The following is a 13,868-nucleotide window of genomic DNA, read 5'->3' on the forward strand; positions in this document are numbered from 1 at the left end:
TTCAAAGATACGCATGACCGAAGCAACTTCTGACGCAACTACCCAGGAAACGCCGCAACCCACGGCATTCGAACTCATCGGCGGCGAGGAGCGCGTCCGCGCGCTCGTCGACCGGTTCTACGACCTGATGGATCTGGAGCCGGAGTTCGCCGTGCTGCGCGGCTTGCATCCGCCCACGCTGGAAAATTCCCGCGACAAATTCTTCTGGTTCCTGTGCGGCTGGATGGGCGGCCCCGATTACTACATCAGCAAGTTCGGTCATCCGCGTTTGCGCGCGCGGCATTTGCCTTTTGCGATTGCATCGCCGGAACGGGACCAATGGCTGCGCTGCATGGCCTGGGCGATGGAAGACATCGGCCTCGACGAACCGATGCGCGAACGCCTGCTCACGTCTTTCTTCGATACCGCCGACTGGATGCGCAATCGTCCGGGCTGAGGTTTTATGACAGACGCGCTGGATCATCGCGCTCAAGAAGTGCTGGACGCCTGGTTCGGAACGCCGGGTTCGCCGGAGTTCGGTCACGCGCGCCGGCAATGGTTCAAGAAGAACGCCGCTTTCGATAACGCGCTTCACGAGCGCTTCGGCGCCTTGCTTGATCTGGCGTTGAGGGGAGAACTCGCGTCGTGGTCAGCCACGCCGTCAGGCGCTTTGGCGTTGATCGTGATGCTCGATCAGTTCACGCGCAATTGTTTTCGTGGGACGCCGCGCGCATTTTCCGGTGACGCGACAGCTTTGAAACTCGCCCGGGAACTGATCGATTCGGGCCAAGAACGCAGCCTGCCGACTGTCTATCACCGCATGTTCGTGGCCATGCCTTTCGAGCACGACGAGGCAATCGAAAGCCAGCGCGAGGCGGTTCGTCTTTATCAAATCCTTTTCGATGAAACCCGCGAAGATGACATCGAATCGGGCCTGAAGTACGCGATCCGGCACGCTGAAGTGATTGAGAAATTCGGGCGCTTTCCGCATCGAAACGTGATTCTCGGCCGCGAATCGACGGCCGAAGAACTTGAGTGGCTCAAGAAGAATCGCGGTTTTTAGTTCACTACAAAACTCAACGTCCGCCCGCGACATCAAGCAACGCGCCGGTCACGTAGGACGACGCATCCGACAGCAACCACACGACCGATTCCGCGACTTCATCGGCGGTACCGGGCCGGCCTAGCGGCGCGAGCGAGCCCAATTGCGCTGCGCGATCGGGCTTGCCGCCGCTTGCGTGAATCTCGGTATCGATCAAACCTGGACGCACGGCATTCACGCGCACGCCTTCCGGACCGAGTTCCTTCGCGAGGCCGATGGTCAGCGTATCGACGGCGCCTTTCGAGCCCGCGTAATCCACATATTCATTCGGCGAACCAAGCCGCGCCGCCGCCGATGAAATATTGACGATCGATCCGCCGATACCCCCACGCTTCGTCGACATCCGCCGCGCCGCTTCTCGCGCGCAGAGGTAGGCGCCGAGCACGTTGGTATCGAAGACGCGTTTCATGCGGGCCACGTCCATGTCGGCGAGCGCCGAACCCGGGGCGACGATGCCCGCGTTGTTCACGAAACCATCGATTGGCCCGAACGCTTTCACGGTGGCATCGAACATGGCGATGACATCGGCTTCTGCGCTGACGTCGCCCTGAATGGCGATCGCCCGCCCGCCCGCAGCTTCCACGCGGGCGACGGTTTCATCGGCGGCGGCGCGGTTCGTCGCGTAGTTCACGCCGACTGACCATCCTCGCGCCGCACATAACAGCGCGGCGGAGCGCCCGATACCGCGGCTGCCGCCCGTAATCAAAACAACCTTCGACATAATCAAAACTCCGTTTAAACAGCGTCGCGTTTCTCGGGCCAGCGATCGATCGCCGGCGGCGTGTATGCCTTCAACGCGCCGATCAGCTTCACCGGATCGGACTCGACCTGGAGCATGTCGAGAAACGGCGCGCGCATGAAACCTTCCTCGACCGTATGCTTGAGCATGGCCAATAGCGGATCGTAGTAATTGTCGATGTTCAGGAGCGCAACCGGTTTCTCGTGATAACGCAACTGCGCCCACGTATAAACCTCGAACAGCTCTTCGAACGTGCCGACACCTCCGGGCATCGATACAAACGCGTCCGAAAGATCGGCCATCTTCTTCTTGCGCTGATGCATGTCGGGCACGACATGCAATTCGGTCAGCCCTTTGTGGCCGACTTCCTTGTTCATGAGCAATTCGGGGATGACGCCGATTGCGCGGCCGCCGTGGGCGAGCACTTCATCTGCGATGGTGCCCATCAGTCCCACGCTCCCGCCGCCGTAGATCAGCGCGAGATCCGCTTGAACCAATGCACGTCCGAACGCCTTGGCCGCTTCGGCATAGACCGGCCGGGCTCCATAGGAGGAGCCGCAATATACACACACTGCTTTCATTAGATGGGTTCCTTGGGCGCGCCGTCATCCTTCGGCGCGCGGTAGTCGGCAAAGACACGTTCAGGCATTTTCCCCGACACGAGGTCATCGAAAATCTGCCGCGAGCGGCCGCGCAAATACGGCGCCATTACCGAGATGATATTCAGGCTTGCCTGATGCAATTCCGCGCGAATCGTGTCCTGCTCGTTGTATTTGCGCGGGTTCATGACGAACTGATACGACAGCCAGTACGTCGCGATAATCCCCATGTTGGTCGCAATCACCTTGATTTCCGCGGGCGTCGCAACCATTTCGCCGTCGGTCACGAGCGCGTCGCAGAGTTGCTGCGCGAAGTTGACCTTGTGCGTGATGATCTGCTTGAAATGCGTTTCGAGCGTGCGATTGCGGGCGAGCAGGTCGTTCAGGTCGCGGTACAGGAAACGGTATTGCCACAGGAAATCCGCCATGTACTGCAAGTAAGACCACATTTCGTCGATAGTCGGACGATGATCTTCCGGGAACCGCAGCCGCTTTTCGATCAACTGTTCGAACTGCGCGAAGATGCTGTTGATGATGTCGTCTTTATTGCGGAAATGGTAGTACAGATTGCCCGGGCTGATCTCCATCTCTTCCGCGATGGTCGTGGTCGTGACGTTCGGTTCCCCGATGTCATTGAAGAGCTTCAGCGACAGTTCGAGAATGCGCTCGCGGGTGCGGCGGGGAGGTTTTGCTTCCATGTCGTCCGACCTGGTTGACCGGCTTCGGGCGAGCCGCCTGGACGGCAGCGCTCGGGCCCTGAAACCGGAGGCTATCTTGAATATCGGACGATTATAAACGGGTGGTTCGCAGGTGGGGCCGGCTTCAGAATAGCGCGAGCGTCCATCGCCAAAGAAGAGGGCCGACGATCAGCCCCCACGTCAGCAGGCACACGAGCAAAGCGACCATCACCGCCGCGCTGCCAAAATCCTTTGCGCGCTTGGACAGCTCGTGGCGTTCCAGCGAAATCCTGTCGATGGCCGCTTCCACGCTCGAATTCAGCAATTCCACCAGCAACACCAGCAACACCGATGCAATCAGCACCGCGCGCTCCACCGGCGCGACTGGCACGAAAATCCCGCACGGCAAAAGGATCGCCGCAAGCGTCAGTTCCTGACGGAACGCGCTTTCCTCGCGGATCGCCACACGAAAGCCGTTCAGCGAGTTTTTCATCGCGTGCCAGGCGCGTGTCAGGCCGCGGTTGCCCTTGTACGGATTGAAGGGCAGGGGCGCCAATGGGTCGTCGGGACCCAGCGGTTCACGGGCGTGCGGCGAGGCACCCGTTTCACCGTCGTCCTCTTCCTGATCGAAGGGTTCGCGATGAACATAGAGCAACGAGTCCGCTTGCACTGAAGGTTTGGCTTTCACATTGCGAGTCGGTGGTGGTGCGTTGGTCTTGCGTTGCGTGCTTTTCTAAGCCGCGGCTTGTTTCTGCGTCGCGCCACGCGTACCGAGCGGCTTCAGATGCGAAGCAAATTGCTCCGATGCCGCACGCCACGAAAACTTTTCCGCCCATGCGCGCGCATCGGCACGTTCGATTTTAAGCGCACGCAGACAGGCTTCGTGCAAATCTTCGTCGAGTGCGCCGGGGCCATCTGTTCCCAAAACATCGATAGGACCCGTTACCGGATAGGCCGCCACCGGCGTGCCGCAGGCCATGGCCTCGAGCAGTACCAGCCCGAAGGTGTCCGTGCGGCTCGGGAACACGAAGACGTCGGCCGCCGCATAAACCTTCGCGAGCTCGGCCTGCGACAGCACGCCGAGATAATTCACGTTGGTATAGCGCGACTTGAGTTCGGCGAGCGCCGGGCCTTCGCCTGCCACCCATTTTGAACCAGGCAGGTCCAGCTTCAAAAAAGCCTCGACGTTCTTCTCGACAGCCACGCGTCCCACGTACAAAAAGATCGGGCGCGTGGTGTTGAGAACCTTTGAGTCCATCGGTTGAAAAATATCCAGATCCACGCCGCGCGTCCACAGGACGACGTTCGTGAAGCCGAACTTTTCGAGGTCGGTTTTCACCACGGGAGTCGGCGCCATCACCGCCTGCGACGGTTTGTGAAACCAGTGGAGGAACTTGTACGTCACGCCGAGCGGAATGCCAAAGCGCGCCTGTACATATTCAGGAAAGCGTGTGTGATACGCGGTCGTGAACGGCAATTTATTGCGTATGGCAAACGAGCGCGCCGCCATGCCGAGCGGACCTTCCGTTGCGATGTGCAACGCATCCGGCGCGAACTCTTCGATGCGCTGCGCCACGCGGCGTCGCGGCAACAACGACAGCCGGATCTCGGGATACGTCGGGCACGGGATGGTCTTGAACTCGAGCGGCGTCAACAATTCCACGCGATGCCCCAGCGCCGTCAATTCGCGGCTCGTGCTTTTCAGGGTCCGCACGACGCCGTTGACTTGAGGTTCCCAAGCATCGGTCACGATCATGATCTTCATTCGATGGCCTCTCAGTAAGTGAAACGCTCAGGCGGTTGCCCCGGCCTTTTGTGCATGCAGTTCAGGTGAGCGCAATACGGTCCAGTAAACGATCTTCAATTCGCCTTCGAAGGTCTCGACCAGCGCCGACAAGCTCTCGACCCAGTCACCGTCGTTGCAGTACAGAACGCCGTCGATATCGCGTATCTCGGCTTTGTGAATGTGTCCGCAGACCACGCCGTCGCAACCACGGCGGCGGGCTTCATCGGTCATCACGGACTCGAACTTCGAGATGAAGTTGACCGCGTTCTTGACCTGATGCTTGAGGTACTGCGAGAGCGACCAGTAGTTCAGTCCGAGGCGGCTGCGTGCCCGGTTGAACCAGCGGTTGAGCAGCAGAATGAGCGTGTAGAGCGTGTCGCCGAGATAAGCGAGCCACTTGGCGTGCTGGATGACGCCATCGAAGAGATCGCCGTGAACGATCCACAAGCGCTTGCCGGCAAGCGTGGTGTGGAAGGCCTCTTGGCGCACGTGGATGTCGCCGAACGCGAGGTCGCAGAACTGGCGCGCGGCTTCGTCGTGATTGCCGGGGATGTAGACCACTTGCGTACCTTTGCGGGCCTTGCGCAGGATCTTCTGGATTACATCGTTGTGCGCCTGCGGCCAGAACCAGCCTTTGCGCAGTTGCCATCCGTCGATGATGTCGCCGACCAAATACAAGTATTCCGAATCATTGTGGCGAAGAAAATCGAGCAGATAATTCGCCTGACAGCCACCGGAACCGAGATGGATATCGGAGAGCCAGATGGTTCGGTATCGATGATCGAAGGGGCCGTCGTCTGGACGGGAAGTGCTTTGTGGCGCGAGATTTGCGCTGGTCGTGTCAAGCGGTGGGGGCGGCGAGCGTGGCGCGGCGTCGGTGCGAAACGCGATGGCTTCTGCATCGCGAAGGGTGACAGCTAACAGATCACTCAGGTTGCTCGCAGACGATTTGGTGGCCATGGGCACGCGCAACGGGTTGCAGTGAGCCCATTGCGCCATGCCCGCGTGACGGTGCCATGACAGTCACAAAAACTTCTTATTGATCGGGTGTCCGATGCATCAATACGACAGCGCCGCCTGCATATAAACCGTCAGCGGTTGACCCACGTATTTGCCGCCGTTGTTATCGGTGGAGCGGGTGAAATAGCGGCGATCGAAGAGGTTCTTCACGCCGACCGCGAGCTTCAGGTTGTTAAGTTCCTTCCCAAAGTCGTAACCGGTACGCAGGTTCAAGGTCGCGTAGCCGGGGATATCGCCAAGACGGCCGGACGCATCTTCTTGCGTGATGTACGTGGCGCCCGTGTTCGGATCGCCCGGCGAATGCTGCTTCGTCTGCGCGAAGATATCGGCGTTGAATGTCCAGCGATTCTTGTGATAACTCGCGCCCAAAGTGGCCACCTGGCGCGAGTAGAACGGCAGGTCGCGTCCCGCAAAAACCCCGGCCTTCGAAATTGCCTGCGTGTACGTGTAGGTTGCGTAAACCGAAAGCCCGTCAAGCGATGGAACCAGGTTGCCGATGTTGTATCGAACGCCCGATTCCACGCCGCGATGCCGCGTTGCGCCAAGATCGGTCCAGATGCCGTCGCCGACAATCGATCGGCTCAGCTGCAATTCCTGATCAAAGTCGATGTTGAAGAACGTCAGCTCGCCACTCCACGCGCGCCCGTTGTAGTGTGTGCCGACCTCGTACGTGGTGGCTTTCTCGGGATGCAGGCCCTGCGTGGTCGATGCAAGCTGCGCATACTGCTGCGGCCCGAATGACTGGCCGCCGTTCGCGAACAGCGACCAGCTGTCGTTCACGCGATACATCACCGACAACATCGGCAACGCCACGTGCGAATCGATCTGCGGATAAAGCTTGCTCGTCACCGCGCCGCTCGCGAGGTTCGTCACGTTGTTGAACGCACGGATGATTTCGTAGCGCACGCCCGGCGTGATCGTCCACCGGCCGATATCGATCCGGTCGTCGATATAAAACGCATTTGCCGTTGTGCCGCCCTGGCTCGTTTGATAGGCGGGCGAGGGCAGGGTCGTTGCATCCACGCTGCCATTCGGGTTGTAGAACGCCGTGCGCGTGGCTGTCTCCGAACTCGCCTCGTTCAGGAACCGGTAGCCGACGCTGATTTCCTGCACGATGCTGCCCATATCGATCAAACGCGAATAGCGCGGTTCGACGGCGAACGTGTGATAACCGCGCGGCGCGGATGTCAGGCGGCGTTGCCCCGCGCTCGCCCCCGTCCCTTCCTGTTCGATATTGCTGCCGCGAAACGAGTCCGTGTAATACGTCAGGAGTTCGAAGCTGTTGACGTCGTCCTTGTGCGTGTACTTGAACGAGCCGTCGGTGCGCCGCCCGGTGAAGTTATCGTAGGGACGATCGGACTGGAACGGATTGGACGCATATTGTTTCGATGTCAGCCCGCCCGGCATGTCTCCCTTGCCCTCGAAATGATGGAGGGACACAGCGACATCGTCGTTGACCGTGAACTTGTATGCGCCCTTCAGGATGACGTCGTCAATGTTCGTGCGGTCATTGCCCTGGCGAAACCCGTCGCCATGCGTGCCGGAATACAGGACCGCGCCGCCCAGCCCGTTCGCATTCGTTCCACCTATGAAGGCATTGGGCGTCGTCTTGATGTCGCCGCCGTGGCTGTAGATTTCGGTTCCGACGGAGGCGTCGGCGGTAAATTGCTTCGGAATGGGCCGCGTCACGAAGTTGATGATGCCGCCCACGTTCTGCGGGCCATATCGAACGGACCCAGCGCCGCGCACCACGTCCACCGTCTGCAAGTTGCCAAGCGATAACGGCGCCAGCGACAACTGCGGCTGACCATACGGCGCATAGGCGAGCGGCACGCCGTCCATGAGGATGGTGGAGCGCGGTGAGAGGCGCGCGGTCAGCCCGCGTACGCCGACGTTCAGCGAAATATCGCTGCCGCCCGTGCCGTTGCTTTCCTGAACCTGCACGCCCGGAATCCGGCGCAATACATCGCGCACGTTGGCCGCGCCGCTTTCCACGATCTCCGTGCGCTCGACGATGGTACGCGCGCCCGGATGCTCGACCACTTTTTGCTCGGTGGGGCTTCCCAACCAGTCGCCGGTGATGGTGACCGCTTCCAGCGCTGTTTCCTTGGCCGGCTCTGCCGTCTCGGCGTCCGCGGCGTACACGGGGACGCCAAACGGCAGCAGGGCAATGGCGATGGTCACGGGCTTGTAGCGAAGCATTACGCAGGTCCTCGAATTAGATAGTGGAGCGTCAAAGAGTTGGAAGGGCGAACGAGTTCGGTCGCGCGTGCAGATCGCGGTTGTCGGATAGACGTGTTCGCTCGGAATTTGAACGGGAGGCGTTCGTGCGCCCGGGCAGAGTTCGATAGATTGAATCGAAATGCGAGTGAGAATGATAGTTATTTACAACGAAAGGTAGAAATCATGGCAAATTTCGGTCAAAAGTGCAGGTAGCGTTGGCTGGCCGGAATAATACTTGAAAGTTTCTGTAATGACCACGTAATACATTGCGGTCTGCGCGGGTTTTAGAGCGTTACGGACGCGGGTGAGGCGACGCCGCACCGCAGGAAATCAGGAGATCGAGGCCGTATTTCAACAGTCCGCAGATAACCAATTTGCTTCGGCATCCCAACGAACTACCACCTGCGACCCGAGTTGCAGCTAGTTCCTGGATTTCACATCGAATTGCGGTATGAAAAAAAACCAGGTGCAAGGTCAACTTTTCGAGCTGGGTTTGACTCTATACTCACCGGTTTTAAGCGGAATCCTAACTAAATGAACAACGTAGCGGTACGTCCGGTCGAACGCGTCTCGACGTGCAAGATCTGCAGCGCGCAGGCACCTCTTTACGGTGTCACTGATTTTCACAAGAGTTGTGAAGAAGCGCGCGGGCGCTATCTGCCGCTCACGGGCGTGGCAATTTATTATCATCGATGCGGCGACTGCGGCCTTGTGTTCACGCACGCGTTCGACGACTGGAGCAAGGCCGAATACGTACAGCACATCTATAACGATGACTATGTGCTGATCGACCCGGAATATATCGATACACGGCCAACCGGGAACGCCGCGTTCATTCTCGATTTCATCAAGAAGGGCAAAGATCTTAAATGCCTGGACTACGGCGGCGGGAATGGAAAGCTGGCGGGGTTATTACGTGAAGGCGGATTAGACGCCCAAAGCTGGGACCCGATGGACGCACCGGAAACCCCGCTGCCCTCCGAGTCTTTCGATTTCATCAGCGCATTCGAAGTGCTCGAACACACGCCGGAACCGGTTGCGACAGCTCGGCAAGCGTTAGGCAGGCTCGGTCCGCGGGGCGTATTGATGTTCTCGACATTGACCATCGATCACGTGCCGCCGCGTGGCATGGACAACTGGTACATCGCGCCGCGCAATGGCCACATCACGCTTTACACGCGACGCGCATTGGACACGTTATTCGAGCGGGAGGGCTATCGCGTACATCACTTCAACGACGGCCTGCATATGGCGTTGAAGACCACGCCGGACTGGATGAGCTGATTCGAAAGCGAAAGTGCCTGACGCGTGCTCAGGCAGCAACCACTGGCGGGACAGCCACTACACGCGTCCCAGCCAGCCGGTCATGGAGAAATTGTCGCGAAGGGTCGAGCCAGACAGCCGCAGCCCAGAGCACGATCCACCCGGCGCACAGGCCAAGCGTGACGGGTACGGTCAAACCAAGCAGCGGATGCAACGCCAGCGGCGGCAGGAACCAAAGCCACGCGAGCAGATATCGCAAAATTGCGCGCGCGGTTGAAAGAGGCGCGCCGCGTGCATCGACTACTTTCAGACGCCAGGTTTTCATCGGAAGGGTCTGGCCGCCGTGGGTCCAGAAGTAGACAAAATAGACGGCGACCACCATCCCGATCCACGTCATCAACACGTTGTGATGCGTGAGTCCGTTTCGTTGCTGCGTGAGCGTACTGAACAAATACCCGGCGATAAACACAATCCCGAACAGGATCACGCCTTCGTAGACCATCGTGGCCAAACGTCGGCGCAACTTGGGCGCGACGAGTGGGGCCAAGGCGAGTGACTCGAAGGAAGCACTCACCATGACTCAGGAGCCGTTAAATATTGATGGCGCCTGCTGAGGCGAGACCGGAATCGGCGTGGCGGGGACAAAACTGGCCGCACTCGGTATGGCCGGCGCTGCAGATGCGGGGCCTCCAATTTCCAGTTCGGTTGCCTCGGACGCGTGCGCATGTTCCCGGCTGGTAATCAGCCGGTTGATGTCCTTCACTTCGGTTTTCCCGGAAGGCGGCGCGCTGACGACGGTCGGCCGGCGCGGTTTTTCAGCAGCCGCGAGCTTCTTCTTTTGTTCTTCGGGAAGTTTCTGATACGCATCCCAGGCGCGTTCGCGCTTTTCCACCGGCACGGATTTGGAAACCTGGTAATTTTCCCGCGCGACCTTGCGCTGGTCCGGCGTCATGCGCACCCATTCGGCCATGCGTTCGTGCAGGCGTTTTTGCCCTTCGGGTGAGAGCTTGCTATACCGCGATGCGATCTTCATCCATTTGAGCTTTCGTTCTTCGCTGAACTGATCCCACTGCCTGGCGAAGGGCGCGAGCGCAGTCCGTTGGGCTTCAGTAAGGCGAGCCCAGGCAAGGGGACTATCGGGGGAAAGCGAAGAAAGCGGGGACAGCACCTCACCTGCGCTTGCACCGGTGGGTGCGGAAGCGACTGTAACGGCGGAAGCGGCCGAGTAGAAACGCGGATAGGTGGCGGCAAACGCGACGAGTCCCGCAATTGCGCATCCAAAGACAATCGCGAGGCCGCGCTTGTAACTCACCCGATAACTCCTGCAGACTTAATGATTGCGCGTCAGGTACGCGTTGAAACCGTGGTCGAGATACGCATCCAGCGGAAGGTTGTCGCTCAGCATGGCGGCGTCGATATCGGCGAGTTCGGCGGTGCGCTGCTGATCTTCCCAATAAGCGATGCCGGCCAGCCCGACTACGAGCGCCAGCAACGGCCACGCAAGCGTCAGGCGCGAAAAGCGGCCACGTTTGCCTGAGGAGCCAGATGCGGGGCTCCCGAGGCTGGGCGCCATGCCCGCGCCGGCGAGCGCCGGGGCAAAAACCGGCACTACGACTTTCTCCGGTTTTTTACGGGCCAACGCCGTCCGGCGCGCCACAGCGAGCTTGTCCAGCGACGCGGCGGGTAGCGTTGTAATACTTTCGTCGAGCGCGCGGCGTACTTTCAGCGCGAATTCGGCTTCTTTCTGATCGAGAGCGTTGCTCATAGCGTGATTCCTTTCGCCTTCAGCGCGTGTGCCAGCGCATGCGTGGCCCGCGAGCAATGCGTTTTTACGCTGCCCTCGGAGCAGCCCATTGCAGCGGCGGTTTCGGCGACATCCATATCCTCCCAGTAACGCATGAGAAACGCTTCTCGTTGACGTGCTGGTAGTTTCTGGATTTCCGCGTCGATCAGATTGAGCACCTGTTCGCGCTCGAGCCGGCTCTCGCTGCTCTCCGCACCGACCGTGCCATCCTGCGATTCGAAGGTTTCGAGGGGGTCGAATTCGTCGTCGTCGGCATTCCCGAACGACGAAAACAGGCTCACCCACGTATTCCTGACCTTCTGGCGCCGGAAATAGTCGTGCGTTGCATTTTGCAGGATACGCTGAAACAAAAGCGGCAATTCGGCCGGAGGGCGGTCGCCGTATTTTTCGGCGAGCTTGATCATCGCATCCTGAACGATGTCGAGCGCCGCGTCGTCGTCACGTACGGTGTACACCGTCTGCTTGAACGCGCGTCTTTCGACGCCCGCCAGAAAATCGGCGAGTTCCTTGTCTGATGCCATCCGTGAGGCCCGGCGCAACGAGCGTGCGTCGATAAGGGTTGGTGAGAGGTTAAAAACCTGCGGATGCTAACAAACTTTTGAGTGAACAGCGAGGAAATGCCAGCGGGGCACAGCCGGAAACGGGACTTTTGCCGGAGTATTCGGAGATTTCCGAGCCCGGTTTTCTTGTAATTCGTCATGTTCCCGTTGCAATCATAGAAATTTTTGCTTGACTGCCTTTATTGCCTCGGGCTATCGTTTCCGACTCGCATCATCAGTGAACTGTCTCTTTGAGGCGAGCCCAAGAAGCCCGCTTCCCATTAAGACGCGCCGCTTGAACCCGAGCCACAAGCACGGCAGAGAGCACCCAATCAATTTTTTGCCGAAAATTCGAAAGGTGAATGTATGAATATGCCCAGCGCGGAATTCTCCACGTCGGATACGACTCCCCCACTCGAAGCTGAATCCATTGGCGGCACCGTGCTCATGCGCGCGCTGGCCGACGAGAACGTCGAGTTCATTTGGGGCTATCCCGGCGGCTCGGTACTTTATATCTACGACGAGTTGTACAAGCAGGACCAGATACAGCACATCCTCGTGCGCCACGAACAGGCCGCGGTACATGCCGCCGACGCCTATGCGCGCTCGACGGGAAATGTCGGCGTCTGCCTCGTGACCTCCGGCCCCGGCGTCACCAATGCGGTGACCGGTATTGCCACGGCTTACATGGATTCCATTCCGCTGGTCGTCATCAGCGGTCAGGTTCCGACTGCGGCGATTGGCCAGGATGCGTTCCAGGAGTGCGACACGGTCGGCATCACGCGTCCATGTGTGAAGCACAACTTCCTTGTGAAGGATGTGCGCGAACTCGCCGCCACCATCAAGAAAGCGTTTTATATCGCGCGTACGGGTCGTCCCGGCCCGGTGCTGATCGACATTCCGAAAGACGTGTCGAAAACGCCGTGCAAATACGAGCCGGTCAAGTCAGTCTCGCTGCGTTCATACAATCCGGTTACCAAGGGCCATTCGGGCCAGATCCGCAAGGCCGTGCAGCTTCTGCTGTCAGCGAAGCGTCCGTATATCTATACCGGCGGCGGCATCATCCTGGCGAATGCAGCGCGTGAACTGAACCAGTTCGCCGATTTGCTGGGTTATCCGGTCACGAACACGCTGATGGGCCTGGGTGGTTATCGCGCGGACAAGAAGCAGTTTCTCGGCATGCTCGGCATGCATGGCACCTACGAAGCCAACATGGCCATGCAGCATTGCGACGTGCTGATCGCGATCGGTGCGCGGTTCGACGACCGCGTGATCGGCGATCCAGAGCATTTTGCGTCGCATGCGAAGAAGATCATTCACATCGACATCGATCCGTCGTCCATCTCCAAGCGCGTGAAAGTCGACATCCCCATTGTCGGCGACGTGAAGGAAGTGCTGAAGGAGCTGATCGAGCAATTGCAAACGGCCGACCATGGCCCGGATACCGCGGCGCTCGCAGACTGGTGGAAGGATATCGAGGCATGGCGTTCGAAGGACTGCCTCAAGTTCGACCGCAAGAGCGAGATCATCAAGCCGCAGTACGTGGTCGAAAAGGCCTGGGAACTCACCGGCGGCGAAGCGTTCGTCTGCTCGGACGTGGGCCAGCATCAGATGTGGGCTGCGCAGTTCTACAAGTTCAACCAGCCGCGCCGCTGGATCAACTCGGGCGGTCTCGGCACCATGGGCTTCGGCTTGCCGGCGGCCATGGGCGTGAAGATGGCGCATCCTGATGACGAAGTGCTGTGCATCACGGGCGAAGGCTCGATCCAGATGTGCATCCAGGAATTGTCGACGTGCAAGCAGTACAACACGCCGATCAAGATCATCTCGTTGAACAACCGCTATCTCGGCATGGTTCGCCAGTGGCAGCAGATCGAATACAAGAAGCGTTATTCCAGTTCGTATATGGACGCGCTGCCTGACTTCGTGAAGCTCGCCGAAGCGTATGGCCATGTGGGCCTGCGCATCGAACATACGCGCGATGTCGAACCGGCGCTGAAGGAAGCGCTGCGCCTGAAGGATCGCACGGTATTCCTCGACTTCCAGACAGATCCCACCGAAAACGTCTTTCCGATGGTCCAGGCAGGCAAGGGCATCACGGAAATGCTGCTCGGATCGGAAGATCTATAACGGCTGT

Annotated in this window: 14 protein-coding genes and 1 pseudogene; 4 read left to right on the forward strand and 11 right to left on the reverse strand. The window is 59.3% G+C overall.

Translation table 11 applies throughout. The annotated features are described in order from the left end of the window. The first annotated feature begins 13 nt into the window (after window positions 1-13). Together HB633_RS15660 and HB633_RS15665 are read left to right on the forward strand one after the other, a co-directional pair. Entirely contained in the window at window positions 14-436 is a 423-nt protein-coding gene (locus tag HB633_RS15660; RefSeq protein WP_213778974.1) for a group II truncated hemoglobin, read from the forward strand. Between the two features lie 6 nt (window positions 437-442). After that, window positions 443-1,042: a DUF924 family protein gene (locus tag HB633_RS15665; RefSeq protein WP_213778976.1), complete on the forward strand. Its 600-nt coding sequence runs from the start codon at window positions 443-445 to the stop codon at window positions 1,040-1,042. A gap of 13 nt (window positions 1,043-1,055) precedes the next feature. Here the strand turns inward: HB633_RS15665 and HB633_RS15670 are convergent, their stop codons facing one another. The 7 genes and pseudogenes from HB633_RS15670 to HB633_RS15700 form a co-directional block, all read right to left on the reverse strand. Beyond that, on the reverse strand, window positions 1,056-1,802 hold the full coding sequence (locus HB633_RS15670; RefSeq protein ID WP_213778978.1) for an SDR family oxidoreductase: 747 nt from the start codon (window positions 1,800-1,802) through the stop codon (window positions 1,056-1,058). Window positions 1,803-1,816: 14 nt separating this feature from the next. Next, a complete protein-coding gene (locus HB633_RS15675) occupies window positions 1,817-2,401 on the reverse strand; it encodes a TIGR00730 family Rossman fold protein (RefSeq protein WP_213778979.1) in 585 nt (194 codons plus the stop codon). Further along, window positions 2,401-3,117 carry a TetR/AcrR family transcriptional regulator gene (locus HB633_RS15680; RefSeq protein WP_213778980.1) on the reverse strand — a complete coding sequence of 239 codons (717 nt, stop codon included), beginning with the start codon at window positions 3,115-3,117 and terminating at the stop codon, window positions 2,401-2,403. The genes HB633_RS15675 and HB633_RS15680 overlap by 1 nt, the downstream gene beginning before the upstream one ends. Window positions 3,118-3,241: 124 nt before the next feature. Then, the gene (locus tag HB633_RS15685) at window positions 3,242-3,751 is read right to left on the reverse strand and encodes a diacylglycerol kinase (protein WP_218626771.1); all 510 of its coding nucleotides are present in this window, start codon (window positions 3,749-3,751) and stop codon (window positions 3,242-3,244) included. A 78-nt stretch (window positions 3,752-3,829) separates the two neighbouring features. Further along, window positions 3,830-4,861: a glycosyltransferase family 1 protein gene (locus tag HB633_RS15690; RefSeq protein ID WP_213778982.1), complete on the reverse strand. Its 1,032-nt coding sequence runs from the start codon at window positions 4,859-4,861 to the stop codon at window positions 3,830-3,832. A gap of 27 nt (window positions 4,862-4,888) precedes the next feature. After that, window positions 4,889-5,662, reverse strand: a pseudogene (locus tag HB633_RS15695) (UDP-2,3-diacylglucosamine diphosphatase); the annotation flags it as partial. Window positions 5,663-5,941: 279 nt separating this feature from the next. Next, window positions 5,942-8,104, reverse strand: a complete 2,163-nt coding sequence (locus tag HB633_RS15700) for a TonB-dependent siderophore receptor (RefSeq protein WP_213778984.1) — start codon at window positions 8,102-8,104, stop codon at window positions 5,942-5,944. Between the two features lie 555 nt (window positions 8,105-8,659). On the opposite strand from HB633_RS15700, the gene HB633_RS15705 reads away from it, so the two are divergent. Then, window positions 8,660-9,409 (forward strand): class I SAM-dependent methyltransferase, encoded by a 750-nt coding sequence (locus tag HB633_RS15705; protein WP_213778986.1) that lies wholly within the window; start codon window positions 8,660-8,662, stop codon window positions 9,407-9,409. A gap of 28 nt (window positions 9,410-9,437) precedes the next feature. Here the strand turns inward: HB633_RS15705 and HB633_RS15710 are convergent, their stop codons facing one another. The 4 genes from HB633_RS15710 to HB633_RS15725 are packed head-to-tail and all read right to left on the reverse strand — an operon-like array spanning window position 9,438 to window position 11,713. After that, complete coding sequence (locus tag HB633_RS15710; protein WP_213778987.1) at window positions 9,438-9,965, reverse strand: RDD family protein; 528 nt, start codon at window positions 9,963-9,965, stop codon at window positions 9,438-9,440. A gap of 3 nt (window positions 9,966-9,968) precedes the next feature. Beyond that, on the reverse strand, window positions 9,969-10,700 hold the full coding sequence (locus tag HB633_RS15715; RefSeq protein WP_213778988.1) for a DUF3106 domain-containing protein: 732 nt from the start codon (window positions 10,698-10,700) through the stop codon (window positions 9,969-9,971). Between the two features lie 18 nt (window positions 10,701-10,718). Continuing rightward, window positions 10,719-11,153 (reverse strand): DUF3619 family protein, encoded by a 435-nt coding sequence (locus HB633_RS15720; RefSeq protein WP_213778989.1) that lies wholly within the window; start codon window positions 11,151-11,153, stop codon window positions 10,719-10,721. Continuing rightward, window positions 11,150-11,713, reverse strand: coding sequence for an RNA polymerase sigma factor (locus HB633_RS15725; RefSeq protein ID WP_056354030.1), 564 nt, complete (start codon window positions 11,711-11,713; stop codon window positions 11,150-11,152). Before HB633_RS15725 ends, HB633_RS15720 begins: the two co-directional genes overlap by 4 nt. A gap of 384 nt (window positions 11,714-12,097) precedes the next feature. Here HB633_RS15725 and HB633_RS15730 point away from each other — a divergent pair, with 384 nt between their 5' ends. Next, a complete protein-coding gene (locus tag HB633_RS15730) occupies window positions 12,098-13,861 on the forward strand; it encodes an acetolactate synthase 3 catalytic subunit (RefSeq protein WP_213778990.1) in 1,764 nt (587 codons plus the stop codon). The last annotated feature ends 7 nt before the right edge of the window (window positions 13,862-13,868 follow it).

Source organism: Caballeronia sp. dw_276, assembly GCF_018449635.1.
In the GTDB taxonomy this organism is placed as follows: Bacteria; Pseudomonadota; Gammaproteobacteria; order Burkholderiales; family Burkholderiaceae; genus Caballeronia.